Source organism: Actinosynnema sp. NPDC023587 (genome assembly GCF_040640215.1).
GTDB lineage: Bacteria > Actinomycetota > Actinomycetes > Mycobacteriales > Pseudonocardiaceae > Actinosynnema.
In genome coordinates this window covers 1-25466 of record NZ_JBFABG010000001.1, presented here as the reverse complement: position 1 = coordinate 25466, position 25466 = coordinate 1, and the positions used below count along the sequence as shown (strand labels likewise).

Genomic DNA, 25466 nt, shown 5'->3' with positions numbered 1-25466 from the left:
CGTGATGACACGACCGGGTACCACGATCGCGGCGGTGGCCGTCGCGGCCGGACTGGTGGGAGGAGCCGGCATGGCGGCGGCGGCTCCCGCCGAGGCGGACTCCGCGCAGCGCGGCGGGCTGTCCCGCTTCTACGATCAACGCCTGGACTGGGGCGAGTGCGGCACCGCGGAACTGGACGCGGCGGGCGCGCGGTGCGCGAACGTGACCGTGCCGCTGGACTACCAGCAGCCGCGCGGCCGGACGATCACCGTGGCGATCTCGCGGTTGACGGCGACCGACCCCACCAAGCGGCGGGGGATCATGCTGTCCAACCCCGGCGGTCCGGGGAACCCGGGGCTGGACCAGATGCTCCTCGTGCGGCCGACGATGAGCGCCGAGGTCACCGGGCAGTACGACCTGATCGGCATGGACCCGCGCGGCATCGGCCGCAGCTCGCCCGTCGACTGCGGCTGGTCCACGGGCATCACGCTGCGGGCGGCGGGCCCCGACCGGCAGTCGTTCGACCAGAACTACCGGGCGCAGGCCGAGTTGGCGGTGCGGTGCGCGGTGCGGGAGGGCGACCGGCTGCGGCACATCACCACCCGCAACACCGCCCGGGACATGGACGTGGTCCGGGGTGCCTTGGGGGAGCGGCAGATCAGCTACTTCAGTTGGTCGTACGGCACCTACCTCGGCGCGGTCTACACGCAGATGTTCCCGCAGCGGACCGACCGGTTCGTGCTGGACAGCGCCATCGACCCGGCCCGGTACGGGCGGGGCCTGTTCCAGGACGCGGGCCGGGCCAACGAAGCCGCGCTCGACCGGTGGGCGGCGTGGGCCGCGCGGCACGACGCCGAGTACCACCTGGGCACGACCGCCGGGCAGGTCCGGGCGCAGGTGGAGGCGCTGATCAGGGGTGCCTCGGAGAAGCCGATCCGGATCGGCGGGCACGCCGTGGACGCGACGCTCCTGCCGGTGATGTACTTCATCTTCCTCGACCGGCCCGACCGGTACGCCCCGACCGCCGCCGCGACCCGGAACCTCCTGGACGCGGCGGCGGGCCGGCAGGTCGTCGTCGACCCGCTGGTGGAGGGGTCGTTGCTCGCGCTGACGTCGGGCCGGGCAAGCCCGGATGCCGACGGGCAGCTCGCCGTGACGTGCGGCGACGTGGCCTACCCGGGCAACCCGGAGACGTACTGGAACGACATCCGCCGCAACCGCGCCGCCGAACCCGTCTACGCGTCGATGCTCCGCAACGTCACGCCGTGCGCGTTCTGGGATTCGCCGAAGGAGAAGGCGACCGTCGTCGGCAACGACCGGCCCGCGCTGATCGTGCAGGCCACCGGCGACACCCGCACCCCGTACGAACACGGCGTCGGCCTGCACCAGGCGCTCACCGGCTCCCGCCTGGTCACGCTGGAGGACGTGCCCGCGCACGCGATCTTCGGCCTCTACCCGAACAAGTGCGTCGAGGGGCACGTCAACACCTACCTCGCCACCGGTGAACTGCCGTCCGGTGACGTCACCTGCCGGGACTAGACCGGCGATGCGCGAGTCGCGGCGGTAGCCGGAAACGATCGAGGGGTGTTCGGGATCGGTCCTCGCGGACCGATCCCGAACACCCCTCGCACCGTCGCTCCACACCGGGTGCACCGCCCGGGACCCGGCCGGCGGCGCGGTCACGGCGGCGCGGTCACGGCTGCGCGGGCTGTGCCAGCAGATCGCCCCGGTACGCCGACGCCTGGAGCTCGAAGAGCTCGAAGTAGTGCCCGCGCAGGGACATCAGCTCCTCGTGCGTGCCCTGCTCCACGATCCGGCCCCGGTCCAGCAGCACGATCCGGTCGGCGTTGCGGATGTTCGCCAGCCGGTGCGTGACCAGGATGGTGGTGCGCCGGGCGGTGGCCTGCCGCAGACCCTCGAACACCCGCGCCTCCGCCTTGGCGTCCAGCGCCGCCGTGGGCTCGTCGGCGACGAGCACCGCCGCGTCCCGGTACATGCCGCGCGCGATGCCCATCCGCTGCCACTGGCCGCCGGACAAGTCCTGGCCGTCGTTGAACCGCCGCGACAGCACGGTGTCCGGTCCGGCGGGCAGCGAGTCGAGCACCTCGTCCGCGCCGGACTTCGCCACCGCCTCCTGCCACGCGCCCTCGTCGTCGCGGCCCAGCCGCCCCACGGTCACGTTGTGCCGCGCGGTCATCGGCCACTGCGCCGGGTCCTGCGCGATGACCGCGATGGCCGAGTGCACGGCCGTCTTGTCCGCCTCCGCGATGTCCACGTCGTCCCAGCGCACGGTGCCCGCGCTCGCCGGGAACAACCCGGTGAGCACCTTGCCCAGGGTCGTCTTGCCGGAGCCGTTCTCGCCGACCAGCGCGACCACCTCGCCGCGCCGCACGGACAGGGTCACCCCGTCCAGCGCCGGGACCTCCTTGCCGGGGTAGGTGAAGGACACGTCGGTGAGCGTGATCAGCCCGGGGTCCGCCGGCGGCCGGACGGTCGACGAGCCCTGCGCCCGTTCCGCGCCCTCGACCAGCAGCTTGCGGTAGAAGTCGAGGTAGAACGAGTCCTCGTACAGCGAGTTCACCGCGCGGGTGGTGGTCGACAGCGACGAGAACCCGGTGCGCATCGCGAGCAGGGCGGTGCCCGCGAGCGCCAGCTCCATGCCCCCGGTGTGCAGCAGGAGGACCAGCACGCCGTACGCGATCCCGGTGCCCAGCCCGGCCAGCGCCCGCCCGGTCAGCCGCACCAGGTTGGTCCGGTGCGCCACCCGGATCTCGTCCTCCACCAGCGAATCCGCGATCCGGCGGTGCTCGCCCAGCAACTGCTCCTGCAACGTCAGCGCGTGCCGTTCGAGCGCGAACTCGCGGTAGGTCGCCACCTCCTCCACGACGCTCTTGCGGATGTTGCGCGTCACCGAGTCGAGGAAGTGCTCGTAGCGCAGCTTCGACACCTTGGCCGACGCCCACGCGTTCGCGAGCGCGGCGAGCAGCAGCGCGGGCGCGAGCCAGGGGTTGAGCAGCCCGACCGTGATCACGGCGGCCACCATCGTGATGCAGGAGGAGGTCAGGTCCGCCAGGTAGCGCAGGCTGTTCTCCAGGCTCCGCACCCCGCGCCGCCCGCCCTGCCGGGCCAGTTCGCGGAAGTCGGCGTCCTCGAACGCGAGCAGGTCGGCCCGCACCAGGACGGCGGTCACCTCGTCGTTGGCGGCGCGGGTGACCCGTGGCCGCAAGGAACTCTCCACGGCGGCCACGGCGGTGTCGAGCAGTGCCCGTGCCGCGTAAGACCCCACCACGACCGCCAACGCGGGCAGCGACGCCGCCACGCGGTCCGGGGTCGGGCCGTCGCGCAGCAGCGCGGAGAACACGTCCGCCGTGGCCAGCAGCCCGAACGCGGTGACGCACCCGGACAGCACGTGCACGACGCCCGCGAGCAGCGTCGACCGGGGCGAGGTCCGCCACGCCAGCCGCAGGACCACCCGGATCGCGGCGGGCAGGCTGCGCAACGCCTTGCCCAGGCTCACCGACGCGGCCCGCCGCCCCATCCTGGCCCACTTGGGCGTGGAGATGTTCTCCACCCCGATCAGCACCGGAGTCATGTCCCCAGGGAACCCGCAAACCCGGCCCGCGCCAACCCGGTATGCGGGTCGGCGCAGGTCGGCGGCCGGTGCGGGCCGGGCTGTCGTACCCCTGTGGCAGGCTGGGGTGACCGCTACGCCGCCCGCTCCTCGTGGCGCAGCAGCCAGCGCTTCGCGTCCGCGCCCCAGCGGAAGTTGCCGATCGCGCCGCCGGTCCGGATCACCCGGTGGCACGGCACGAACAGCGTCACCGCGTTGCGGGCGCACGCCGTCGCCGCCGCGCGGACCGCCGCCGGGCGGCCCGCCAGCAGCGCGTAGTCGGCGTAGCTGACCGGCTTGCCCGCCGGCACCCCGCGCAGCGCCTCCCAGGCCTGCTGGAGGAACTCGCCGGAGCGCTGGCGCACCGGGACCTCGGCGATGACGTCCAGCGCGCCCGCGTGGTACTCGCGGACCGCCCTGGTCACCTGGCCCAGGTCGCGGTGCTCGGTCAGCGCGGTCGGCCGCAGCGACGGCGACACCTGCGGCAGCAGGTCGTCGACGGACGCGGTCCAGCCGCTGGCCAGGACGGCCCCGTCGGCCGCGACGACAGCCGTGAACGGGCCGATCGGGGTCTCCAGGGTGGACGTGTGTGCGGTGCTCAAGCGGTCCTCCTCAGGTGCATGGCGGCGTACGAGCGCCAAGGACGCCACGCCGCGTTGTCGGTGGTCAGGGGTATGTCGGGCGCGCCGAGCACGCGCATCACGACGTACCGCGCGAGCTCCGGGCCGACACCGGGGAACGCGGCCAGCTCGGCGTGCAGCTCGTCGACGTCCCGGCCGACGTCCACCACCAGCCGCCCGTCCGCCAGCGCCGCCGCCACCGGCGAGTCGACCGCCGAGGGCTCCGGGTACAGGTGGGTGACCTCGCCGTCGGGCACGTCCAGCGGCTCGCCGGGTGACCCGTGGCCCAGCGCGCGCAGCAGGGTTTCCGCCCCGTCCACGCTGCCCGGCACCCGCACGCCCGGCCGGGACAGCACCAGCGGGCGGAGCTCCGGGTCGCCGCCGAGGAACTCGTCCACGGCCTGCGGGTCGGCGTCCAGGTCCAGCAGCCGGCGCACCCGGCTCACCGCGCTGCCCAGGTCGCGCAGGTCGGTCAGCCGCAGCGAGCACGAGACGTACCCGGCGGCGGGTTCGAGGATCACCGTCGCCTGGCCGTGCGACAGGCGCAGCGACCGGGCGTAGGTGGTGTCCGTCACGTGCTCCACGCCCGGGATCGCGGACGCCCGGAAGAACGCCAGCAGCCCCGGCGCGTCGAACGGCGGCCGGTAGGGCAGGCGCAGCGTGATCCGGCCCGCCGCGCCCACCACCGACCGCGCCGAGCGCAGGTCCGACGGCGTGGACGCGAACACCGTGCGGATGGTGTCGTTGAACTGGCGGACGCTGGCGAACCCGGCGGCGAACGCGATGTCGGTGAAGGACAGGTCCGTCGTCTCGATCAGCAGCCGCGCCGAGTGCGCCCGGTGGGCCCGCGCCAGCGCCAGCGGTCCCGCGCCGAGCTCGGCGGTCAGCACCCTGGTCAGGTGGCGCTCGGAGTAGCCCAGCCGGTGGGCCAGGCCCGGCACGCCCTCGCGCTCCACGACGCCGTCCGAGATCAGCCGCATGGCGCGGGCGGCCAGGTCGGCGCGGAGGTTCCACTCCGGCGAGCCGGGCACGGCGTCGGGCAGGCACCGCCGGCACGCCCGGTAGCCGGCCGACTGCGCGGCGGCGGCCGTCGGGTAGAACTCGGCGTTGCGCTGCTTGGGGGTGACCGCCGGGCAGGACGGTCGGCAGTAGATCCGGGTGGTCCGCACCGCGAGGATGAAGCACCCGTCGAAGCGGGCGTCGCGGGCGGCGACGGCCCGGTAGGCGCGTTCGGCGTCGAGCAGCATGGCCCTCACTCTGCCACCGCCGGCACCAGCGGTCTCGCGGGAATCGGACACGGCGTCCGGGCGCGTAGACTCACCCACCGTGAGTTTGACCCTCGGCATCGTCGGCCTGCCCAACGTCGGCAAGTCCACCCTGTTCAACGCCCTCACGCGCAACGACGTGCTGGCCGCGAACTACCCGTTTGCGACCATCGAGCCGAACGTCGGCGTGGTGCCGCTGCCGGACTCCCGCCTGGGCACGTTGGCGGCGATCTTCGGCTCCGAGCGCGAGGTGCCCGCCGTGGTGTCGTTCGTCGACATCGCGGGCATCGTGAAGGGAGCGTCCGAAGGCGCGGGACTGGGCAACAAGTTCCTCGCGAACATCCGCGAGGCGAACGCCATCTGCCAGGTCATCCGCGTCTTCGACGACTCGGACGTGGTGCACGTGGACGGCCGCGTGGACCCGGCGTCCGACATCGAGACCATCAACACGGAGTTGATCCTCGCCGACCTCCAGACGCTGGAGAAGGCCGTGCCCCGGCTGGAGAAGGAGGCGCGGACCCAGAAGGACCGCCGCCCGGCGCTGGAGGCCGCGGTGAAGGCGCGCGAGATCCTCGACTCCGGCCGGACCCTGTTCCACGCGCAGTCCGAAGTGGACGGCGAGCTGCTGCGCGAACTGAGCCTGCTGACGACCAAGCCGTTCCTCTACGTGTTCAACGCGGACGAGAGCATCCTGACCGACGACGCGAAGGTCGAGGAGCTGCGCGAGCTGGTCGCACCCGCCGACGCGGTGTTCCTGGACGCCAAGGTCGAAGCCGAGCTGCTGGAGCTGGACGAGGAGTCGGCGCGCGAGCTGCTGGAGTCCATCGGCCAGCACGAACCGGGCCTGAACGGCCTGGCGCGGGCCGGGTTCCACACCCTGGGCCTCCAGACCTACCTCACGGCGGGCCCGAAGGAGTCCCGCGCGTGGACCATCCCGAAGGGCGCGACCGCCCCGCAGGCGGCCGGTGTGATCCACACCGACTTCGAGCGCGGCTTCATCAAGGCCGAGGTCGTGTCGTTCGCGGACCTCGTGGAAGCGGGCTCGATGGCCGCCGCGAAGGCGGCGGGCAAGGTCCGCATGGAGGGCAAGGACTACGTGATGGCGGACGGCGACGTCGTGGAGTTCCGCTTCAACGTCTGACCCGGTCCGCGAAGGGCCTCCCGCGACCGCGTGCGGGGCCCTTCGCGGAACGAACGGGCCCCCCGACGATGTGCGTCGGGAGGCCCCTGGTTGCCATGTCAGATGGTCACGGCGTCAGCGCACGTGGTTGCGGCTGTGCCGGGCGAGGGCGAACACGCCCCCGGCGGTGGCCAGCATTCCGAGTGCTGCGACGGTGAACACGACGATGTCGGCGGTCATGCGAATCCCCTTGCGTTGATCTCCCACTCGTCTTGACGTCCGAGTACCCGGTTTCGTGGCCCGGTAGTCGTGCAATTCACACGATCGTGGAGGTACAGGCTGTGAACCTGCGAGCTGTCGAGGCTCGGGTCCTCACCGTCGCGCCGTGGTTGTTCGGGCTCTCGCTGGCCGGCCACCTGGTGATGGTGGCGTTCCAGACCCAGATGACCATGATCGACCTGATGGTCTACCGGAACGGCTCGCCCGAGCTGTTCACCGGCGAGCTCTACCAGTGGCGGCTCAGCGAGTTCTCGGACAAGTTCGCCCTGCCGTTCACGTACCCCCCGTTCGCGGCGTTCCTGTTCCTGCCGCTGTCGTGGATCTCGTGGGAAGCCTCGCGCTGGGTCTGGCAGCTCCTCTGCCTGTTCTGCCTGTGGTTCGTGGTGCGCAAGTCGCTGACCCTGGTCGGCAGCGGCGACCCGCGCCGGGCGATGCTGTGGACCGCGCTGTTCGTCTGGGTCGAGCCGGTCCGCACCACCCTCAACTACGGCCAGATCAACCTGGTCCTGGCCGCCCTGCTCCTCGGCACGGTGGTCGGCGCGCGCTCGTGGGCGGGCGGCGCGGGCGTCGGCATCGCGGCGGGGATCAAGCTCACGCCGGCGATCACCGGCCTGTACTTCCTGGTCACCCGCAACTTCAAGGCCGCCGCCTGGTCCGTCGCCGCCTTCGCGGGCACGGTCGGGCTCGGCTACCTGCTCTCGGCGCGCCAGTCCCACCAGTTCTGGTTCGAGCTGCTCGGGGACGCCACCCGGGTCGGCCCGGTCGGGTCGGCGATCAACCAGTCGCTGCGCGGCGCGCTGTCCCGGACCGTCGGCTACGACGTGCAGACCGGCCCGGTCTACCTGGTCGGCGCGCTCGTCGCGGTGGGGCTCGCGGCGTGGGCGCTGCACTCCGCGGTCAAGGCCGGGGACACCTTGGCGACGCTGGTCACCGTGCAGTTCCTCGGGCTGCTGGTGTCGCCGATCTCGTGGAGCCACCACTGGGTGTGGGCGATCCCGGCCCTGCTGTGGCTGGTCCACGGGACCGCCCGGCACCGCCTGGTGACGGTTGCGGCGTGGGCGTGGCTGCTGGCGATCGGCAGCTACCTGATCTCGATCCTGCTGATCCTCCAGGAATCGATCTGGATCATCCCGCGCCCCTGGTACCTCTCCCTGCTCGGCTGGGTGTACCCGGCGGTGGGTCTGCTCACGCTGGTGGCGATCGCCGTCGCGCTGCGGCGGACGTCACCCGAGCGCGTCGAGCACGCCGTCGATCTCGCCCGCCAGTGACACGTCCAGGGCGGTGATCCCGCCGATGGAGTGCGTGCTGCACCGGAAGGTCAGCGTGCGCCACCGGATGTCGATGTCCGGGTGGTGGTCGTCGTTCTCCGCGATCTCCGCCACCCGGTTCACCACCTGGATCGCGTGCGGGAAGCTCGCCAGTTCCGCCGTGCGCACGAGCGCGGCGTCCTGGGCGGTCCACCCGGGCAGGGCGGACAGGGCAGCGGTCACCTGATCGTCGGTCAGCAGCTCGGCCATGTCCTCGATCGTCCCACCGCGTCGCGTAGGGTGCGAGGTCACCACGGGAGTCCGGTGTTGCGCCGGGCTGAGAGGAGGGCTCGCAAGCCCTCGACCGTCCGCACCTGATCCGGGTCATGCCGGTGTAGGGAGAGATGATGCTTCGACGCGTGCTGACCGCCGCCGTCACCGGGGTCGCGCTGACCGCGTGCTCCGTCACCGCCGGGGACCCGCCGCCGCCCGGCGAGCGGGTGGTGACCCTGGTCACCCACGACTCCTTCGGGGTCACGCAAGAGGTCCTCGACGCCTTCAAGGCCGAGACCGGGATCACGGTCAAGCCGCTGGCCTCGGGCGACGCCGGCGAGCTGACCAACAAGCTGGTGCTCACCAAGGCCAACCCGCTCGGCGACGTCGCGTTCGGCGTCGACTCGACCTTCGCGTCGCGCGCGTTGAAGGAGGGAGTCTTCGCCGAGCACGCCTCGCCCGAGGCGGGCCAGGGCGCGCAGCGCTACCAGCTCGACCCGCCGAACCGGCTGCACGCGGTGGACGTCGGCGACGTGTGCGTGAACATCGACGTCGCCGCCTTCAAGGACCTGGGCGAGCCGAAGTCCTACGCCGACCTGGTCGACCCGAAGTACCAGGACAAGCTGGTGGTCGAGGACCCCGCCACGTCCTCGCCGGGCCTGGCGTTCCTGCTCGGCACGATCGACGAGTTCGGCGAGTCCGGGTGGGCGGAGTACTGGTCGAAGCTGAAGGCCAACGGCGTCAAGGTGGTCAGCGGCTGGGAGGAGGCCTACACCCAGGACTTCTCCGGCTCCAGCGGCAAGGGGCCGCGCCCGGCCGTGGTGTCCTACGCGTCCTCGCCGTCCGCCGAGATCGGTGACGACGGCACCCCGCGCACCAAGGCGCTGCTCGACACCTGCTACCGGCAGGTCGAGTACGCGGGCGTGCTGAACGGCGCGAAGAACGCCGACGACGCGCGCAAGGTCGTGGACTTCCTGCTGTCGGAGGAGTTCCAGGCCGACGTGCCCGGGAAGATGTACGTCTACCCCTCCCGCGAGGGCGTGGCGCTGCCCGAGGCGTGGACCAAGGCCGCACCCCTGCCGGCGGAGGCCCGCACCCTGCCCGCGAACCAGGTGGACGCCAACCGCGAGCAGTGGGTCCAGCAGTGGCGCACGCTGGTCCAGGGCTGACCGCTGACCGCGCGACCCGGCCGGCCGGACCCCCGTCCGGCCGGCGGCGGCCCGGCGCGCGGCTGGGCTGGACGCTCGCGGCCCTGCTGCCGCTGGCGTTCCTCGGGGTGTTCTTCGCCTGGCCCGTGCTCGCGATCATCGGTCTCGGCCTGGGCGACGGCGGCGTGTGGCCCGCGCTGGTCGACCCGCGCACGTGGGGGCTGATCGGCTTCACCCTGGGGCAGGCGGCGGCGGCCACGGCGTTGGCGCTGCTCACCGGCCTGCCGGTGGCGTTCCTGCTGGCCCGGTGCCGGGTGCGCGGCTCCGGCGTGGTGCGGGCGGCGGTGATGGTGCCGTTCGTGCTGCCGACCGTGGTGGTCGGGTTGGCGTTCCGGGCGCTGTGGCCCGACGGCGGGGTGCTGCCGATCGTGCTGGCCAACGCGTTCTTCAACGTCGCCGTGGTCGCGCGGACCGTCGGCGGGCTGTGGGCGAAGGTCGACCGGCGGGCCGAGGACGCGGCGCGGGCGCTGGGGGCGTCCCGGCCGCGCGCGTTCACCTCCGTGGTGCTGCCCGCCCTGGCCCCCGCGATCGGGTCGGCGGCGTCGGTCGTGTTCCTGTTCTGCGCCACCAGTTTCGGCGTGGTGCTGGTGCTGGGCGGCGCGCGCCACCGGACGTTGGAGACCGAGATCTACCTCCGCACGGTCGAGCTGTTCGACCTGTCGGGCGCGGCGGCGTTGTCGTTGTTGCAGTTCGCGGCGGTGCTCGCGGTGCTGCTGCTGGGTGGCGCGGCCCGTCGGCGGCGGGAGAAGGCGCTGTCGCTGCGGGTGGAGAGCACCCGGCGGCCGGTCGGCGGCGAGTGGGGCGTGGTCGCGACGGCGTGGCTCGTCGTGTGCGCGCTGCTGCTGCCCGTGGTGGGCCTGGTGGTCCGCTCGCTGTCCACCGCGAACGGTTGGAGCCTGGCCGGGTACCGGGCGCTGGCCGGCACGGGGGAGCGCGGGACGCTCGCCGTGTCCGGGTGGCAGGCGGCGGTGAACTCGGTGCGGGTCGCCACCGACGCGACCCTGGTGGCGCTGGTGGTCGGCGTCGTGTCGGCCGTGGTGCTGGTCGGGTTGCGCCGGCACGGGTCGTGGTTCGCCGAGGCGCTGGACACCGCGTTGATGCTGCCGCTGGGCGTGTCCGCGGTGACGGTCGGCTTCGGCTACCTGATCACCATGGACGCGCTGCCGGGCGACTTCCGGACCTCGCCGTTGCTGGTGCCGTTGGCGCAGGCGCTGGTGGTGACGCCGTTGATCGTGCGGATCGTGCTGCCGGTGCTGCGGGCCGTGGACGAGCGGCTGCGGCAGGCGGCGGCGTCGCTGGGCGCGAGCCCGTGGCGGGTGTGGCGCGAAGTGGACCTGCCGCTGGCGTCGCGGTCGCTGGTCGCGGCGGCCGGGTTCGGGTTCGTGGTGGCGCTCGGCGAGTTCGGGGCGACGAGCTTCCTGGCCCGGCCGGACGCGCCGACGCTGCCGGTGGTGATCGCCCGGCTGATGGCGCGGCCGGGGGAGCTGAACAGCCAGATGGCGTACGCGGCGTGCGCGTTGTTGATGGTGGTGACCACGGCGGCGGTGCTGCTGATCGAGCGGCTGCGGGTGCCGGCCGGCGGGGAGTTCTAGATGTCGTTGGGGCTGAACGGGATCAGCGTCCGGTACGGGGACGTGGCGGCGGTGTCGGAGGTCGACCTGGCGGTCGGGGACGGCGAGGTCGTGGCGCTGCTCGGGCCGTCCGGGTGCGGGAAGTCCACGCTGCTCCGGACCGTCGCCGGGCTGGAGGCCCCGTCCGCCGGGACCGTGACGTGGGACGGCGCGGACCTGGCCGGGACGCCCGTGCACCGGCGCGGGTTCGGCCTGGTGTTCCAGGACGGGCAGCTCTTCCCGCACCGGGACGTCGCCGGGAACGTGGCGTTCGGGCTGCGGATGCGCCGGGTCGAGCGGGAGGCGCGGGACAAGCGGGTCGCGGAACTGCTCGAACTCGTCGGACTCGGCGGGTACCAGCGCCGGAAGGTGACCGAGCTGTCGGGCGGGGAGCAGCAGCGGGTGGCGCTGGCCCGCGCCCTCGCGCCCCGACCCAGGCTGCTGCTGCTGGACGAGCCGCTGTCCGCGCTGGACCGGGCGTTGCGCGAGTCGTTGGCGGTGGACCTGGCGCGGCTGCTGCGGGAGGCGGGGGCGACGGCGCTGGTGGTCACCCACGACCACGACGAGGCGTTCACGCTGGCCGACCGGGTGGCCGTGATGCGCGCCGGTCGGATTCGGCAGGTCGGACCGCCGGCCGAGGTGTGGCGCTCGCCTGCGGACGTCGAGATCGCCCGGTTCCTCGGGTGCGGGAAGGTGCTGGCGGCGAGGGAGGCGCAACGCCTGGTCGGCGTCCCGGCGCGGGTCGGACTGCGGGCGACGGCGCTGCACGTGGACCCGAACGGCCCGCTGGAAGCCGAAGTCCTGGAACGCGCCCACCGCCGCGACCACGTGCGCCTGCTGGTCCGGCTCACCGCGCCACCGGCCGGTGCCGTCGCCGACGCCGCAGCAGACACCGCAGCCGACGCCGCCGTGTCGGCCGGTGCGGGCGCGGGGGAATCCGAGGGCGGGGGGTTGCTCGGCGGCGAGTTCGAGGCGGTGGCGGCGATCGCGGACCCGCCGGAGATCGGCGCGCGGGTGCGGTTGGCGGTGGACCCCGACGGCATCGCCGTGATCGGGTCACCGTGATCGGGTAGCTGTGATCAGGTCACCGTGATCGAGTCGCGGTGATCGGGTCGCGGTGATCGGGTGGCCGTGCCGTTCGGGTGGGTCAGTCGGCCGGGTCGGGTTCGTGCGGGATGCGGGCGGCGGACCATTCGGCGTGGGTGAGGTCGTACTCGACCTCGCCCTGGTCCGAACCGGGGATCGGGTCCGGCCAGTCCTGGAAGAACGTGCGGCGGAAGCGGAGCCCGGTCTTCTCCAGGACGCGGCGGGAGTTCCGGTTGACGGCCATGGTCGTCGCGAACACCCGGCGCACGCCGAGCTCGCGGAAACCCTTGTCCACCAACGCCCGGGACACCTCGGTCGCGTAGCCGACGCCCCAGTGGCGGCGGTGCAGGCGGTACCCCAGTTCGCGCACGCCCGGTTCCGTTTCGCGGAACTCGAACGCGCCGACGACCTCGCCGGACGCCTTCGACACGCCGGCCCACCAGCCACTGGCCCGTCGCAAGTAGCGCGGGAGCAAGTCCCGCACCACGGTCGCGCGGTCCACCGGCCGGCCGCTCTCCAGGTACCGCATCACGGCCGGGTCGGCGTGCAGGTCGGCGAAGGCGTCCACATCGGACGGTGCGAAGTCGCGCAGCGTCACCCGCTCGGTCTCCAGGAACACGGGGTACACCCTGCCCTACGCACCGCGAAACTGTCGGGGCATTTGTCGACACGCCGGTACACCTGCCCAGCCGACCGCCCCGCCCCGTGCCGCCCAGGCCGGTCGGCGTGCAGCGTCGGTAGTCCTTCGACCACCGACGTCACGTCAGGGCGTCCACCGCAACGACTCAGGTCATCAGTTGTCCTTGGTCACGACGCGCATCGCCGCCAGGGACAGGCCGATCAAGATGTAGCACCCCGCCAGGGCGGTGCTGTTCCACAGCGCGTCGGTGGGCAGCGGGTCGCGCATGACGTCGGTCAGGTTCTCCCAGCTCGACGTGATCAGGTACGGGTGCAGCCAGTCCAGCGCGGTGAACACGTTCAGCACCCCGCAGACGATCACGCCGGCCAAGGTCGCGGCCATCACGACCAGCGGGTGTTCGGTGCACGCCGAGATCGCCATCGCGATCGCCGCCACGCCCCACACCTGGACGGTCACCAGCCCGATGGTCAGCGCGATCCGCGCGAGAGCGGAACCCAGCGACAGCGTGGTGCCGGACAGCGTGAGCATGCCCTCGCCGCCGAACAGCACGACACCGGTGACGGTGCCGACGACGGCGAGCAGCGTCACCGCCAGCAGCGTCATGGTCGCGACGCCGAACGACTTGATCGCCAGCAGCCGCAGCCTGCCCACCGGGGACAGCAGCAGGCCGCGCAGGGTGCCGTGCTGCGTCTCGCCCGCCAGCCCGTCCGCCGCCCAGATCGCACCCACCAGCGGCAGCAGCAGCGGGAGGGCCAGGAACAGGGTGAGCACCGGCAGCACCAGGCCGTTGCCGGAGATGATCGCGGCCAGGCCGGGACCCGCGCCGGCCGCACCGTCCAGGGCGAACCACAGGCCGACGCCCGCCAGGACCGGCACCAGGCACAGCGCCGACAGGCCGATCACCGTCCGGGGCCGGCGCACGATCCACCGCAGCTCCGACCTCAGTTGGCGGCTCAGCGGTGCCCGAGTCGCGACCAGTGCGGTCATCACGCCCCCTCCTCGACGGTGTCCACGGCGGACAGCCCCTCTTCTGCTTCGGCGGCCTCGGTGAGCCGCGCGAAGAGCTCTTCCAGACCGGTGCGCTGCCGACGCGCCTCCCACACGTTGATGCCCCCCTTGACCAGCGCCTCCAGCACGGCCGGCGGTGTGGTCCCGATCAGTTCCACGCGCAGCCCGTCCTGCGCGGCGCGCGCCGAGATCCGGGCTTCGCGCAGCACGTTCAACGCCTGCAACCAGTCCGGTGTGGTGATCAGCAGGGCGCTGCTCTCGGCCTGGAGCAGTTCGGCCAGGCCGCCCTGCGCGACCACCGTGCCCTTGTGCAGCACGGCCACGTGGGTGCACGTCGCCTCGATCTCGCTCAGCAGGTGCGACGACACCACCACGCTGGTGCTGTTGCCCTTCAGCTCGGCGATGACGTTGCGGACCTCGCGGGTGCCCGCCGGGTCGAGGCCGTTGGTCGGCTCGTCCAGGACGATCAGCCTGCGCTCGACCAGCAGCGCGGACGCCAGTCCCAGCCGCTGCTTCATGCCCAGCGAGTACCCCCGGTACCGCCGGTGCGCGGCGGCGGCCAGGCCGACGCGCTCCAGCGCGTCCTCCACCGCCTGTTTGATCGAACCGGTGGCCAGCAGCGGCTCGAACGCCGCGACCCGCCGGAGGTTCTCCCGCCCCGACAGGAACGGGTGGAACCCCGGCCCCTCGACCAGCGCGCCGACGTGCGGCAGCGCGGCGGCGGCACCGTCGGGCAGCGCCTGGCCCAACAGCTCGACCTCCCCCTCGGTCGGTCGCACGAGCCCGAGCATCATCCGGATCGTGGTGGTCTTGCCCGACCCGTTGGGGCCGAGCATCCCGAGCACCGCGCCCTTCGGCACGTCGAGGTCCACCCGGTCCACCGCCACGGTGCTCCCGTACACCTTGCGCAGCCCCCGCGTCCGGACGACGAGGGCCGGGGCGGCACCGGTGTCGGCCGGCTCCGCCCGCACGCTGGTCGAGGTGGTCATGCGGTTCTCTCCCCTGGACTAGTCCGCCGGAAAGGCCCGGCGGTGGGCGGGGTCGACGCCCGTCGCGGGCGTCGACCCCGGTGATCACTTGACCTTGGCGATGGCCTCGGTCAGCACCTGCTCGGGCACCGGGCCGAACGCCACCCGGCCGTCGTCGGCCAACAGCACGCCGCCGACCTTGGTGGTGATCAGCGTCCCGCTCCCCCACGGGCCGCTGACCTGCTTGCCCAACTGCTTGAGCAGCCCCTGGACGTCGACGTCGTCCCGCTCACCGCGGCCCGGCCGGTCGCCGGACCCCTCCTGGCCCGCCGGGACGCGCAGCGCGCCCGCCGGGGTCTTGGCGGTCAGCACGACGTCCCAGCCCTCGCCGTGGACCTGCGGAGCCGCCTCCGCGAGCACGCCCTCGGCCAGCGCCTTCTCCTCGTCGGACGGCTTCTGGACCGCCGCCTCCGCGACCTTCGCCCCGGGGGGCGGGGTGAAGGAGAACAGCGCAGCGTCCTGCGGACCCACGGTCAGGTCCGTGAAGCCCACCTGCACCGCCGGGTTGTTCGTGCCGTTGGTCAGCACGGCCACCCGCAGCGGCACCCGCAGCTCGGCGTCGACCGCCACCCGGACCTCGCGCAGCACGGTGCGCTCGGTCGGCTTCGGCGTCAGCACCAGTTCGTAGGTCGACCGCCCGGCCACGCGGGCCGTGCCGTCGACCGTGACGTCGCTGAACTCCTTGACCTTCGCCACGACCTCGCGCGACAGCGACACCGGGTCCGGCGGGAGCTGCCCGTCCCGGTCCTGGTCGAGGTCGATCTTCGGCTGCCCGGCGGAACCGTGCGGGAGCTTCGTCACCACCTGGTCGGCCGAGTTCCACAGCCAGCCCGTCCGGCCGTCGTCGACGAACGTGCGCTCGGCGTCGCCGGCGGGGAGCTGCACGCGCACCCGCCCCTCGCCGTCGGTCCACATGCGCAACTTGGACTCGCCGTCGGACAACTGCGGCAGACCCGCCAGCGCGGGGATGCCGAGGTCGTTGCGGACCTCCACCGCGCCGCCGAACGCCGCCGGTTTCGCGGTCAGCACCGACTCGACCAGCGATTCCGCGCTCACGTCCGGCAGGACGGGAGCGGGACCCGCCCCGGCGGGCAGCGCGAGCACCCCCAGGCCCGCGGCTCCGGCGACCACGCCGACCGCCGCAGCGGCCACGGTCACCCTTCTCCGGTTCATGTCCCCTCCTCCAAGCGCGTCGGCCGACCGGGCGTCGGTCCGACACCACAGACGTTCCTCCGGCGTGGCTGAGATACGGCTGAGAGTGATCCCGACGCTGAGAACGGACTGAGGATCGTGCGCCGATTGTCCCCCTTTGCGGGCATCCTGTGGTGCGTGAGGCCACGGGTGCTGGTAGTTGACGACGAGGTGGGCGTGCGGCGCGCGCTCGAACGCGGGCTGTCCGCCGAGGGCATGGAGGTGGTCACCGCCGCGGACGGCCCGAACGCCCTGCGGGTGGCGCTGACCGGCGCGTTCGACGTGGTGCTGCTGGACATCATGCTGCCGGGGCTCAGCGGCTACCGGGTGCTCCAGCGGCTGCGGGCGGAAGGGGTGCGGACGCCCGTGCTGATGGTGTCGGCCAAGGACGGCGAGGTGGACCAGGCCGACGGCCTGGACCTGGGTGCGGACGGCTACCTGGTCAAGCCGTTCAGCTTCGTGGTGCTGGTCGCGCAGGTCCGGGCGCTGCTCCGGCGCAACCAGTCGGACCTGGCGCGGCGCAGGCTCAAGCTCGGCGACCTGGTGGTGGACCGCGCGGTGCGCGAGGTGAGCTGGGCGGGCGAGCCGGTCAGCCTCTCGCCGCGCGAGTACGCCGTGCTGGACGTGCTGGCCGGCCGGGCGGGCTCGGTGGTCACCAAGGACGAGCTGCTGCGCACGGTCTGGGGCGACGAGCAGGCCGCGACCCGCAACGCGGTGGAGGTCTACGTCGGCTACCTGCGGCGCAAGCTCGACGCGATGGGCGCGGGGGAGGTGGTGCGCACCGTGCGCGGTCACGGTTACCTGGCCTCGACCCCCGACCTGGACGCGGCGCTGGACTCGACGGCCGCCCGCCGCAGGTGAGCCCGCACCGCTGGTGGCTGCGGCGCTCGCTGCGGTTCCGGATCACCGTCGTGGCGACCGGCGTGGCCCTGCTGTGCCTGCTCGCGCTGACCCTGCTCGCCCCGAGCCTGATCGGGATGGTGCAGGTCCGCGCGGTGGACGCCGAGCTGGAGCGGACCGCGACCGTGCGGGTGCTCGACATCGCGGGCACCCCGCTGGACGGCGGCCCCCGGCCCGAGCTCACCGCGCAGGACATCCGGCAGCTCAAGTCGGGGGAGAAGGTGCTCCGGGTGGACGGCGCGAGCGCCCACCGCTGGATCGGCCGGGTGGTGTTCGCCCCCGACGGCACGCCGCGGTTGCACGTCACCGGTGACACCCTGGTCGGCTACGGGCGGGCCAACGACCTGGGCACGAGGTGGCTCGCGGTGGCCGCGGTGCTGGTCGCGGGCCTGGTCGGGATCGCGACCTGGTTCGCCGTCCGGTCGTCGCTGCGCCCGGTGGAGCGGATGCGGATCGCGGCCGGCGAGCTGCCCGCCGGCGAACGCCTGCCGGTGCCGCCCACCCGGGACGAGCTCCAGGCGCTCGCCGAAGCCCTCAACGCCCTGCTGGCCAGGCGCGACGAGGCCAGCGAGCGGCTGCGCCGGTTCACCGGCGACGCGGCCCACGAGCTGCGCTCCCCGGTCACGTCCGTGCGCGCGCAGGCCGAGGTGGCGGTGGCGCACCCGGACCCGGACTTCTCCATCGAGGTGCTGGAGTCCGTGGTCGAGGAGTCCGAGCGGCTGTCGAACCTGGTGGACGCGCTGCTCATGCTGGCCCGCGCGGACACCGGCGACCTGCCGCGCGTCGAGCCCGTCGACGTGGTGCTCCAGGCGCAGGCGGCGGTGCTGCGGGTGCCCAGGAGCGAGCTGCTGGTCACGGTCCACGCGCCGATGACCGCGTGCCTCATCCAGGTGGCCCGGTCCGAGGTCGAGCTGGTGCTCGACAACCTGATCCGCAACGCCGGCCGGTACGCCGAGACCTTCATCCGGATCTCGGTGCTGCCCGCGCCCGGCGAGATCCGGCTGGTGGTGGACGACGACGGCCACGGCATCCCGCCCGAGCACCGCGAGAAGGTGTTCGACCGGTTCTACCGGGTCGAGTCCGACCGAGGCCGGGCGACGGGCGGGTTCGGGCTGGGGCTGGCGCTGGTCGCGCACCTGGTGACCCGGCGCAAGGGCACCGTGCGGGCCATGGAGTCGCCCGAGGGGGGTGCTCGCCTGGAGGTGCGCTGGCCCGCGTACCGGTGATGGCAGGATCATCCCCGTGCCCGAGCTCCGAGCGACCACGCTGGTCGACGCCCCGTTGCGCACGGTCGCCGCGGCCCTGCTGGACGCCCGGCTGCTGGCGCGGTCGATCCGCGGCCTCGGCGTCCGGATCGGCGGTGGCCCGGTGCTGTACGCGGGCGCGGAGCTGGCCGGTTCGGTCGGGCCGGTCGACGGGACCCTGCTGGTCACCCGGGCGGACACCACCGGCGTGTCGGCCGAGCTGGTCGGCGGGCCGCTGCCGAGGTTCGTGCTGATCACCGACCTGCTGCACACCGGCGGCGGGACGATGGTGGTCGACTCGGTGGAGTGGACCAGCCCCGGCGGGCCGTTCGGCCGGCTGGCGGACGTCATCGTGGGTCGCGGACTGGCGCTGAAGGTGCTTCAGGCGCGGGCCCGGGCGGTGTCGGCGCGCAGCCGCGAGCTGGTGGACGCCAAGGTCGTCGTCGCGGCGGCGATCGTGCGCGACGGGCTGCTGCTGGTGCAGCAGCGCGGCTACCCGGCGCAGCTCGCCGGCGGCTGGGAGCTGCCCGGCGGGCGGGTCGAGCCGGGGGAGGACGACCGCGCGGCCGTGGTGCGGGAGTGCGCGGAGGAACTCGGGGTCGGGGTCGAGGCCGGCGGGCAGCTCGGGCCGGACATCCCGCTGCGGTCGGACCACCTGCTGCGGGTGTACCGGGCCGACCTGGTGAGCGGCGAGCCCCGGGCGCTGGACCACCCGGAGGTGCGGTGGGTGGGTGCGGGCGAGCTGGACGGCCTGGCCTGGCTGCCCGCCGACCGCGTGGTGCTGCCCGAGCTGCACGGCCTGCTGGACCCGCCGGACCAGGTGTGATGCTCCGGGGGCGCTCCGGTGCACCGCCACGGACACGCCGCGCCCGGTGACCCGGTCCACGTCGACATCAGGAAGCCGGGCCCGCAGGTGCCGACCGACAACGTCTCCCGCGACCGCTCACACCTGTAGCGCGACACCCCTCGCCGACGGCGGCACGGCCCGTACACCCGGGGGCGTCCGCCGGCCCCGGCGAACGCCCCCCGAGCGGGGTCAGCCCAGTCCGGACATGCGCAGCGCGGCGTCCAGGCGGTGCCGACAGCGCTCCAGCGACCGCTCCGCGCCGTGCGCGCGCACCCGGTCGAGCTCGGCCGGGTCGTCGAGGAGGGCTTGCGTGCGCTCCCGCACGCCGCGCAGCTCCTCCACCACCGCTTCCGCCGCGGTGTCCTTCAGCTCGGCGTAACCGGACAGCGAGGCCGCGATCTCCTCCGGGTCCTTGGCGGTGCACGCGGCGAGGATCTCCAGCAGGTTCGCCACCCCGGGCTGCTCCTCCGGCGCGTACCGGACCACGCCGAGGTCGTCGGTCACGGCGCGCTTGATCTTCCGCCGGACGAGGTCGGGCGAGTCGAGCACGAATACCGTGCCGGCCGCGTCCTTTGCGGATTTCGCCATTTTGCGGGACGGGTCCGACAAATCGCGGACGCGGGCGGCGGTGGGCGGGACCACCGACTTCGGCATCACGAACACCTCGCCGTAGGTGCCGTTGAACCGGCGGGCCAGCACGCGCGCCAGTTCCACGTGCTGCGCCTGGTCGTCGCCCACCGGGACCTCGTGCGCACCCTGGAGCAGGATGTCGGCGGCCATCAGCACCGGGTAGGTGAGCAGGCTCAACCGGACCGACGACCGGCCGGCCGACTTCTCCTTGAACTGGATCATCCGCGCGGCCTCGCCGTAGGTGCAGGTGCACTCCAGCACCCAGGTCAGCGCGCCCAGCTCGCGGACCAGGTCGGACTGCACCGACACGGAGCGCGGATCGACCCCCGCGGCGATCAGCACGGCCAGTTGTTCCCTGGTCAGGGCGCGCAACCGGGCCGGGTTGTGCGAGTTCGTCATCGCGTGCAGGTCGCTGATGAAGTACACGTCCTCATCGGTGCCCTCGGCGGCCCACCGGCGGATCGCGCCCAGGTAGTTGCCCAACTGCACGGGACCGGACGGGGTGATCGCAGACAGCCTGATCATGGTGGCTTCCCTTCGAGTGTGCCCACCCGACCAGCCCCAGAACGCACGAAGGCCGCCCGAGCGGGGCGGCCGGCGTTTCGTCAACGCACAGTTCTCAGGGCCGCCGCAAGGCGGACCACCAGAACGGGTAAAGAGTGCGCATAGCCGCGATCATATCGTGTTTTACCTGTGTGTCACGGGTCTACATTTTGTCTATGTACATCGTGCTGCTGGAGTACATCAAGCCACTGGACGAAGTCGACTACACCCTGGCGGACCACGTGGACTGGCTGAACAAGCAGTATGAAGCCGGTTACTTCCTCGCGTCCGGTCGTCAGGTGCCCCGCGTCGGCGGGGTGATCATCGCGCGGCCCATGCCGCGCGGGAAGCTCGACGCGCTGCTCGCCACCGATCCCTTCGCGGTGCAGAAGCTCGTCCGCCACCGGGTGGTGGAGTTCCAGGCCACCAGGACCGCACCGGAGCTGGCCAAGGTCAACGAAGCCGCGTTGACCTGACGTGCGTCAGGACCCGCCACCCGGTCCGCCGGGTGGCGTGGGATCAAGCGGCCTTCTTCGCGGCTTTCCGGGCCGCCTTCGCCGCCTTCTCCTCCTTCTTGAGCGCCTTCGCCCGCGCCTTGAGCAGAGCCGTCACCGGGCACCGCGCGCAGCGGGGCTTCGACCGGCAGCACTTCTTCTTGACCTTGCTCTTGCCCACGCGTCGTCTCCCCTCGTTCGGGTGACCTCACACTAGGTGAGGCTGACCTCACCCCGCGCTCGTGTGTGGTATTGACTACCGGAGCGGTACGCTGTCAGGAGGCTGCGCGCGTTCTCTGTCCGGCGCCTGCCAATCCTCGACAGACAGCTCTAGGAGTTCCGCGTGCCCACGGCCACCGCGTCGATCAAGGAAACGCTGGTCCGCAACGACCTGCGCAACGTCGCGATCGTCGCGCACGTTGACCACGGCAAGACCACCCTGGTGGACGCCATGCTCCGCCAATCCGGTGCCTTCTCCGAACGTGCCGAGCTCGTCGACCGGGTCATGGACTCCGGCGAGCTGGAGCGGGAGAAGGGGATCACGATCCTCGCCAAGAACACGGCCGTGCGCCGCCGCACGGCGGACGGCGCGGTGACCATCAACGTGGTGGACACCCCCGGTCACGCCGACTTCGGCGGCGAGGTCGAGCGCGGCCTGTCCATGGTCGACGGCGTCGTGCTGCTGGTCGACGCCTCCGAGGGGCCGCTCCCGCAGACCCGGTTCGTGCTGCGCAAGACGCTGGCCGCCGGTCTGCCGGTGATCCTCGTGGTGAACAAGGTCGACCGCCCCGACGCCCGGATCTCCGAGGTCGTCGACGAGGCCCACGACCTGCTGCTGGACCTGGCCACCGAGGTCGGCGCGGACGACTCCGTGCTGGACCTGCCGGTCGTCTACGCCTCGGCCCGCGCCGGTCGGGCGAGCCTCACCCAGCCCGAGGACGGCGGCCTGCCGGACGAGGAGAACCTCGACGTCCTGTTCGACGTCCTGTTCACGCACATCCCCGCGCCCACCGGTGACGCCGACGCGCCGCTGCGCGCGCTGGTGACCAACCTCGACGCGTCCTCCTTCCTGGGCCGGATCGCGCTGTGCCGGATCGAGGCCGGTCGCATCCGCAAGGGTGAGACGGTCTCGTGGTGCCGCGAGGACGGCTCGGTGCAGAAGGTGCGCATCACCGAGCTGCTGATCACCGAGGCGCTGGACCGCGTCCCGGCCGAGGAGGCGCGGGCGGGCGACCTGGTCGCCATCGCCGGCATCCCGGAGATCACCATCGGCGACACGCTGGCCGACGTGGACAACCCGGAGCCGCTGCCCCGGATCACCGTCGACGAGCCCGCCATCTCGATGACCATCGGTGTGAACACCTCGCCGCTGGCCGGTCGCGGCGGCGGCAACAAGCTGACCGCCCGCGTGCTCAAGGCCCGGCTCGACTCCGAGCTGGTCGGCAACGTGTCGGTGCGGGTGCTGCCCACCGAGCGCCCCGACACCTGGGAGGTGCAGGGCCGCGGTGAGCTGGCGCTGGCCATCCTGGTCGAGCAGATGCGCCGCGAGGGCTTCGAGCTGACCGTGGGCAAGCCGCAGGTGGTGACCAGGACCGTCGACGGCAAGCTGCACGAGCCGTTCGAGCGGCTGACCATCGACGCTCCCGAGGAGCACCTGGGCGCGATCACCCAGCTGCTGGCCAACCGCAAGGGCCGGATGGAGAACATGGCCGGCCACGGCAGCGGCCGGATCAAGCTGGACTACGTCGTGCCGTCGCGCGGCCTGATCGGGTTCCGCACCGAGTTCCTCACCGAGACCCGGGGCACCGGCATCGCCAACGCCGTGTCCGAGGGTTACGCCCCGTGGGCCGGCGAGATCCGGACCAGGCACAACGGCTCGCTGGTCGCCGACCGGTCGGGCTCGATCACCGCGTACGCGATGATCCAGCTCGCCGATCGCGGCACGTTCTTCGTGGAGCCGGGCGCGGACGCGTACGAGGGCATGGTCGTGGGCGAGAACCCGCGCGCCGAGGACCTCGACGTGAACGTCTGCCGCGAGAAGAAGCTGACGAACATGCGCACGTCCACCGCCGACGTCATGGAGACGCTGGCCCGGCCGCGCAGGCTGTCGCTGGAGGAGGCGCTGGAGTTCTGCGCCGCCGACGAGTGCGTCGAGGTCGCGCCGGAGGTCGTCCGGGTGCGGAAGGTCACGCTGGACGCCAACCAGCGCGGTCGTGAGCGCAACCGCAACAAGCTGCGCGGCTGACCCGGAGTTCCGCGAACGCCCCCGACGCTCGTCGTCGGGGGCGTTTTCGCTGTTCAGGGCGGTGTCGCGGCCGATGTGCGCAGCAGCCCCCATTAATAAGGAGCGACCGCGCGGTCGCGCCCCGGGCGGTCGCGCCGGCGGACGACCGGGCCGCCCCGGCGGTGGAGGGGCCGTCAAACTCTGGCAGTCTCGTGCGCATGACTCGGTCTGGGGGGACGCGCGTGCGCGCGGCCGTCGCGGTGGTCGCGCTCTTCGTGCTGTCGGCGTGCTCGGTCACGCCCCCTCCTCCGCTGGTGCCGTCGACCCCGGGCATGACCGTCGTCCCGAAGGAGAAGCTGAACGAGGTCGTCGTCGGGGTGGACGACATCAAGGGCGGCTACAACCCGCACACGCTGGCCGGCCGGTCCACGATCGCCACCGCGCTGTCGTCGCTGCTGCTGCCCAGCGCCTTCCGGGCGAACGCCGACGGCAGCCCGAGGATGGACCTCGACCTGCTGGCGAGCGCCGAGGTGACCAAGGCCGAGCCGTACACGGTCACGTACACGATCCGCCGGGACGCCTCCTGGTCGGACAGCGCGCCGATCGCCGCCGAGGACTTCGTCTACCTCTGGGAGCGGATGCGCGAGGAGCCCGGCGTGGTCGACCCGGCCGGCTACCGGCTGATCACCGACATCGCCTCGCGCGAGGGCGGCAAGGTGGTCGAGGTCGTCTTCGGCTCCCCCTACCCGGGCTGGCGGAGCCTGTTCTCGAACCTGCTGCCGGCGCACGTGCTCAAGGACGCGCCCGGCGGGTGGGCCGCCGCGCTGACCGACAGCTTCCCGGCGAGCGCCGGCCCGTTCGCGGTCCGCACGCTCGACCAGCCGCGCGGCGAGATCGTCCTGGAGCGCAACGACCGGTTCTGGGAGCGGCCCGCCGCCCTGGACCGCGTGGTGCTGCGCCGGGCGAGCCAGCACGACACGATCGGTGCCCTCAGATCGGGTGACGACCAGGCCGCGCTGATCCGCGCCGAGGCCGTCACGTTGAAAGAAATCGAGGAACTCGGCCGGACAACGCCCCTGACGACGTCCGTCGCACCCCGGGGGGAGGTCGTGCAGGTGCTGGCCCGGCCGGCCGCGCCGCAGATGGCCGACGTCCGGGTCCGCCAGGCCGTGCTCAACGCCCTGAACAGGGACGAGCTGATCGCCATCGGCAGCCGCAACGGGCCGAGCGCGCAGCTCCGGGCGGATTCGCAGGTCGTGCCCCCCAGCAAGGCCGGCTACCTGCCCACCTACCAGCCGGACCCCACCCCGGTGTCCCAGCTCCTGACCGAGGCCGGCTACACCCAGCAGAACGGCCAGTGGGGCCGGGACGGCAAACAACTCTCGCTCACCATCGCCGCGCCCGCCGGGGTGGAGCCGTATGTGACCGTCGCGAGCCAGGTGCAACGTCAACTGTCATTGTCCGGAATCGCCGGACGGCTCCTTACAACGCCCCCGAATCAGTTGTTCGGACGGGATCTCTCCGGCACGGCGACAAACAACGCCGAGGTGGTCGACATTGCGGTCGTGCCGCGCGTGGACACCGGTGATTCGGCCACGACGCTCGCTTCCGCGTTCGGCTGCCGCACCTCGTCGGGGGACTCCGGTACACCCATTCCGGCGAATCCCTCCGGTTTCTGTGATCAGTCCGTGCAAACCTCGATCGACGAGGCGCTGACCGGCGAGGTGCTGCTGTCCGACGTCCTGGCCCGGGTCGAGCCGGTGCTCTGGCAGCAGGCCGTCGCGCTGCCGTTGTTCCAGGTAGCGGACCTGTTGGTGGTCCTCCCGCAGGCCCGGAACGTGACCGCCGGAGCCCCCTTCGCGGGGCCGCTGAGCGACGCCGCGACGTGGCGGCGGGACGGTCGTTGACCGTTGACTCGGCTAATTGGGTGAGTTCACCCAAGCTCCGGATGCGCACCCCGGTCAATATTGACAGTATTCCTGGGGTCCGGTTAACGAACGCTCCCGCGCGGTAACGGCAGAGTCGCTTGCTGCAACCAGCGTGTCACCCTTTGGTCACGATCGGCCGATGGGTCGTGACCCTGATCGCGGCTGGTTCTTATCGTGCTGCAACGGTGTGTCGGTTCGGGGCGCGTTTGGCACATCTCGGTTATGGGTGGAGTTAGACCCAAACGGGCGCTCCAACCCAGTGCTAGGAGGGCACGTGTCGATGAGGAGATCAAAGGCTGTCTCGGCGTTCGCGCTGTTGACCGGAGCCGCACTCGTGCTGAGTGCGTGCGGTGGCGGCGGTGCCGGCGAGGGAGATCAAGGGAGCCCGCAGAACGCCGACCCCGGCAAGATCGGTGGTCAGGACGAGTTGTTCAAGCGTCCGAAGGTGGACGACATCGGTGAGATCGCGGTGGCGATCGAAGAGGGCTTCC

22 protein-coding genes, 1 pseudogene and 1 riboswitch are annotated in these 25466 nt (G+C 72.6%); of the genes and pseudogenes, 13 read left to right on the top strand and 10 right to left on the bottom strand.

What is annotated here, in order from left to right; translation table 11 throughout:
- Positions 1-4 precede the first annotated feature (4 nt).
- Positions 5-1519 (top strand): alpha/beta fold hydrolase, encoded by a 1515-nt coding sequence (locus tag AB0G01_RS00115; RefSeq protein WP_360937583.1) that lies wholly within the window; start codon positions 5-7, stop codon positions 1517-1519.
- Positions 1520-1673: 154 nt separating this feature from the next.
- On the opposite strand, the gene AB0G01_RS00110 is transcribed toward AB0G01_RS00115, so the two are convergent.
- From AB0G01_RS00110 to AB0G01_RS00100, 3 genes are all read right to left on the bottom strand, one after another.
- On the bottom strand, positions 1674-3572 hold the full coding sequence (locus AB0G01_RS00110) for an ABC transporter ATP-binding protein (protein WP_360937580.1): 1899 nt from the start codon (positions 3570-3572) through the stop codon (positions 1674-1676).
- Positions 3573-3685: 113 nt separating this feature from the next.
- Positions 3686-4192, bottom strand: coding sequence for a methylated-DNA--[protein]-cysteine S-methyltransferase (locus AB0G01_RS00105; RefSeq protein ID WP_360937577.1), 507 nt, complete (start codon positions 4190-4192; stop codon positions 3686-3688).
- Positions 4189-5457, bottom strand: coding sequence for an AlkA N-terminal domain-containing protein (locus AB0G01_RS00100; protein WP_360937573.1), 1269 nt, complete (start codon positions 5455-5457; stop codon positions 4189-4191). The genes AB0G01_RS00105 and AB0G01_RS00100 overlap by 4 nt, the downstream gene beginning before the upstream one ends.
- 79 nt (positions 5458-5536) lie before the next feature.
- Between AB0G01_RS00100 and ychF the strand changes: the two genes are divergently transcribed.
- Together ychF and AB0G01_RS00090 are read left to right on the top strand one after the other, a co-directional pair.
- Positions 5537-6616 carry a redox-regulated ATPase YchF gene (gene ychF, locus AB0G01_RS00095; protein WP_360937570.1) on the top strand — a complete coding sequence of 360 codons (1080 nt, stop codon included), beginning with the start codon at positions 5537-5539 and terminating at the stop codon, positions 6614-6616.
- A 320-nt stretch (positions 6617-6936) separates the two neighbouring features.
- Positions 6937-8142 carry a mannosyltransferase gene (locus tag AB0G01_RS00090; RefSeq protein WP_360937567.1) on the top strand — a complete coding sequence of 402 codons (1206 nt, stop codon included), beginning with the start codon at positions 6937-6939 and terminating at the stop codon, positions 8140-8142.
- On the opposite strand, the gene AB0G01_RS00085 is transcribed toward AB0G01_RS00090, so the two are convergent.
- Positions 8098-8391, bottom strand: a complete 294-nt coding sequence (locus tag AB0G01_RS00085) for a 4a-hydroxytetrahydrobiopterin dehydratase (protein ID WP_360937565.1) — start codon at positions 8389-8391, stop codon at positions 8098-8100. The two genes, AB0G01_RS00090 and AB0G01_RS00085, sit on opposite strands and share 45 nt — an antisense overlap.
- Positions 8392-8424: 33 nt before the next feature.
- Positions 8425-8541, top strand: a riboswitch (TPP riboswitch).
- Here AB0G01_RS00085 and AB0G01_RS00080 point away from each other — a divergent pair.
- The 3 genes from AB0G01_RS00080 (at position 8529) to AB0G01_RS00070 (ending at position 12277) form a co-directional block, all read left to right on the top strand.
- Entirely contained in the window at positions 8529-9563 is a 1035-nt protein-coding gene (locus AB0G01_RS00080) for a thiamine ABC transporter substrate-binding protein (RefSeq protein WP_360939806.1), read from the top strand. It overlaps the preceding riboswitch by 13 nt.
- An 83-nt stretch (positions 9564-9646) precedes the next feature.
- Positions 9647-11194 (top strand): iron ABC transporter permease, encoded by a 1548-nt coding sequence (locus AB0G01_RS00075; RefSeq protein ID WP_360939804.1) that lies wholly within the window; start codon positions 9647-9649, stop codon positions 11192-11194.
- Positions 11195-12277, top strand: coding sequence for an ABC transporter ATP-binding protein (locus AB0G01_RS00070; protein WP_360937562.1), 1083 nt, complete (start codon positions 11195-11197; stop codon positions 12275-12277).
- 82 nt (positions 12278-12359) lie between these two features.
- Here AB0G01_RS00070 and AB0G01_RS00065 read toward each other — a convergent pair whose 3' ends face one another.
- The 4 genes from AB0G01_RS00065 to AB0G01_RS00050 all read right to left on the bottom strand — a co-directional run bounded on the left by AB0G01_RS00065 (position 12360) and on the right by AB0G01_RS00050 (position 16147).
- The gene (locus AB0G01_RS00065; RefSeq protein ID WP_360937559.1) at positions 12360-12917 is read right to left on the bottom strand and encodes a GNAT family N-acetyltransferase; all 558 of its coding nucleotides are present in this window, start codon (positions 12915-12917) and stop codon (positions 12360-12362) included.
- Between the two features lie 174 nt (positions 12918-13091).
- Positions 13092-13925, bottom strand: coding sequence for an ABC transporter permease subunit (locus AB0G01_RS00060; protein ID WP_360937556.1), 834 nt, complete (start codon positions 13923-13925; stop codon positions 13092-13094).
- Positions 13925-14935, bottom strand: coding sequence for an ABC transporter ATP-binding protein (locus AB0G01_RS00055; protein WP_360937553.1), 1011 nt, complete (start codon positions 14933-14935; stop codon positions 13925-13927). The genes AB0G01_RS00060 and AB0G01_RS00055 overlap by 1 nt, the downstream gene beginning before the upstream one ends.
- Positions 14936-15019: 84 nt before the next feature.
- Entirely contained in the window at positions 15020-16147 is a 1128-nt protein-coding gene (locus tag AB0G01_RS00050) for a DUF2092 domain-containing protein (protein ID WP_360937550.1), read from the bottom strand.
- A gap of 156 nt (positions 16148-16303) precedes the next feature.
- On the opposite strand from AB0G01_RS00050, the gene AB0G01_RS00045 reads away from it, so the two are divergent.
- Genes AB0G01_RS00045 through AB0G01_RS00035 form a run of 3 tightly spaced genes read left to right on the top strand, consistent with a single transcriptional unit; the run spans position 16304 to position 19135 of the window.
- On the top strand, positions 16304-17026 hold the full coding sequence (locus AB0G01_RS00045; protein WP_360937547.1) for a response regulator transcription factor: 723 nt from the start codon (positions 16304-16306) through the stop codon (positions 17024-17026).
- The gene (locus AB0G01_RS00040) at positions 17023-18291 is read left to right on the top strand and encodes an ATP-binding protein (RefSeq protein ID WP_360937544.1); all 1269 of its coding nucleotides are present in this window, start codon (positions 17023-17025) and stop codon (positions 18289-18291) included. Before AB0G01_RS00045 ends, AB0G01_RS00040 begins: the two co-directional genes overlap by 4 nt.
- Before the next feature lie 16 nt (positions 18292-18307).
- The gene (locus AB0G01_RS00035; RefSeq protein ID WP_360937541.1) at positions 18308-19135 is read left to right on the top strand and encodes an NUDIX domain-containing protein; all 828 of its coding nucleotides are present in this window, start codon (positions 18308-18310) and stop codon (positions 19133-19135) included.
- 210 nt (positions 19136-19345) lie between these two features.
- On the opposite strand, the gene trpS is transcribed toward AB0G01_RS00035, so the two are convergent.
- A complete protein-coding gene (trpS, locus tag AB0G01_RS00030) occupies positions 19346-20311 on the bottom strand; it encodes a tryptophan--tRNA ligase (RefSeq protein ID WP_360937538.1) in 966 nt (321 codons plus the stop codon).
- Positions 20312-20505: 194 nt separating this feature from the next.
- On the opposite strand from trpS, the gene AB0G01_RS00025 reads away from it, so the two are divergent.
- Complete coding sequence (locus AB0G01_RS00025) at positions 20506-20805, top strand: YciI family protein (protein ID WP_360937535.1); 300 nt, start codon at positions 20506-20508, stop codon at positions 20803-20805.
- A 43-nt stretch (positions 20806-20848) separates the two neighbouring features.
- Here AB0G01_RS00025 and AB0G01_RS00020 read toward each other — a convergent pair whose 3' ends face one another.
- Positions 20849-21004 (bottom strand): hypothetical protein, encoded by a 156-nt coding sequence (locus AB0G01_RS00020; protein WP_360937532.1) that lies wholly within the window; start codon positions 21002-21004, stop codon positions 20849-20851.
- Between the two features lie 162 nt (positions 21005-21166).
- On the opposite strand from AB0G01_RS00020, the gene typA reads away from it, so the two are divergent.
- The 3 genes and pseudogenes from typA to AB0G01_RS00005 form a co-directional block, all read left to right on the top strand.
- Complete coding sequence (gene typA / locus AB0G01_RS00015) at positions 21167-23068, top strand: translational GTPase TypA (RefSeq protein ID WP_360937529.1); 1902 nt, start codon at positions 21167-21169, stop codon at positions 23066-23068.
- 197 nt (positions 23069-23265) lie between these two features.
- Positions 23266-24954 carry an ABC transporter family substrate-binding protein gene (locus AB0G01_RS00010; protein WP_360937526.1) on the top strand — a complete coding sequence of 563 codons (1689 nt, stop codon included), beginning with the start codon at positions 23266-23268 and terminating at the stop codon, positions 24952-24954.
- Between the two features lie 301 nt (positions 24955-25255).
- Positions 25256-25466 (top strand): annotated as a pseudogene (locus AB0G01_RS00005) (ABC transporter family substrate-binding protein); the annotation flags it as partial.

Bases quoted from the DNA above. Each gene is read 5' to 3' on its own strand.
- AB0G01_RS00115 (WP_360937583.1), top strand. From the start codon at position 5: ATGACACGACCGGGTACCACGATCGCGGCGGTGGCCGTCGCGGCCGGA.
- AB0G01_RS00110 (WP_360937580.1), bottom strand. From the start codon at position 3,572: ATGACTCCGGTGCTGATCGGGGTGGAGAACATCTCCACGCCCAAGTGG.
- AB0G01_RS00100 (WP_360937573.1), bottom strand. From the start codon at position 5,457: ATGCTGCTCGACGCCGAACGCGCCTACCGGGCCGTCGCCGCCCGCGAC.
- AB0G01_RS00085 (WP_360937565.1), bottom strand. From the start codon at position 8,391: ATGGCCGAGCTGCTGACCGACGATCAGGTGACCGCTGCCCTGTCCGCC.
- AB0G01_RS00080 (WP_360939806.1), top strand. From the start codon at position 8,529: ATGCTTCGACGCGTGCTGACCGCCGCCGTCACCGGGGTCGCGCTGACC.
- AB0G01_RS00070 (WP_360937562.1), top strand. From the start codon at position 11,195: ATGTCGTTGGGGCTGAACGGGATCAGCGTCCGGTACGGGGACGTGGCG.
- AB0G01_RS00060 (WP_360937556.1), bottom strand. From the start codon at position 13,925: ATGACCGCACTGGTCGCGACTCGGGCACCGCTGAGCCGCCAACTGAGG.
- AB0G01_RS00055 (WP_360937553.1), bottom strand. From the start codon at position 14,935: ATGACCACCTCGACCAGCGTGCGGGCGGAGCCGGCCGACACCGGTGCC.
- AB0G01_RS00050 (WP_360937550.1), bottom strand. From the start codon at position 16,147: ATGAACCGGAGAAGGGTGACCGTGGCCGCTGCGGCGGTCGGCGTGGTC.
- trpS (WP_360937538.1), bottom strand. From the start codon at position 20,311: ATGATCAGGCTGTCTGCGATCACCCCGTCCGGTCCCGTGCAGTTGGGC.
- AB0G01_RS00025 (WP_360937535.1), top strand. From the start codon at position 20,506: ATGTACATCGTGCTGCTGGAGTACATCAAGCCACTGGACGAAGTCGAC.
- AB0G01_RS00010 (WP_360937526.1), top strand. From the start codon at position 23,266: ATGACTCGGTCTGGGGGGACGCGCGTGCGCGCGGCCGTCGCGGTGGTC.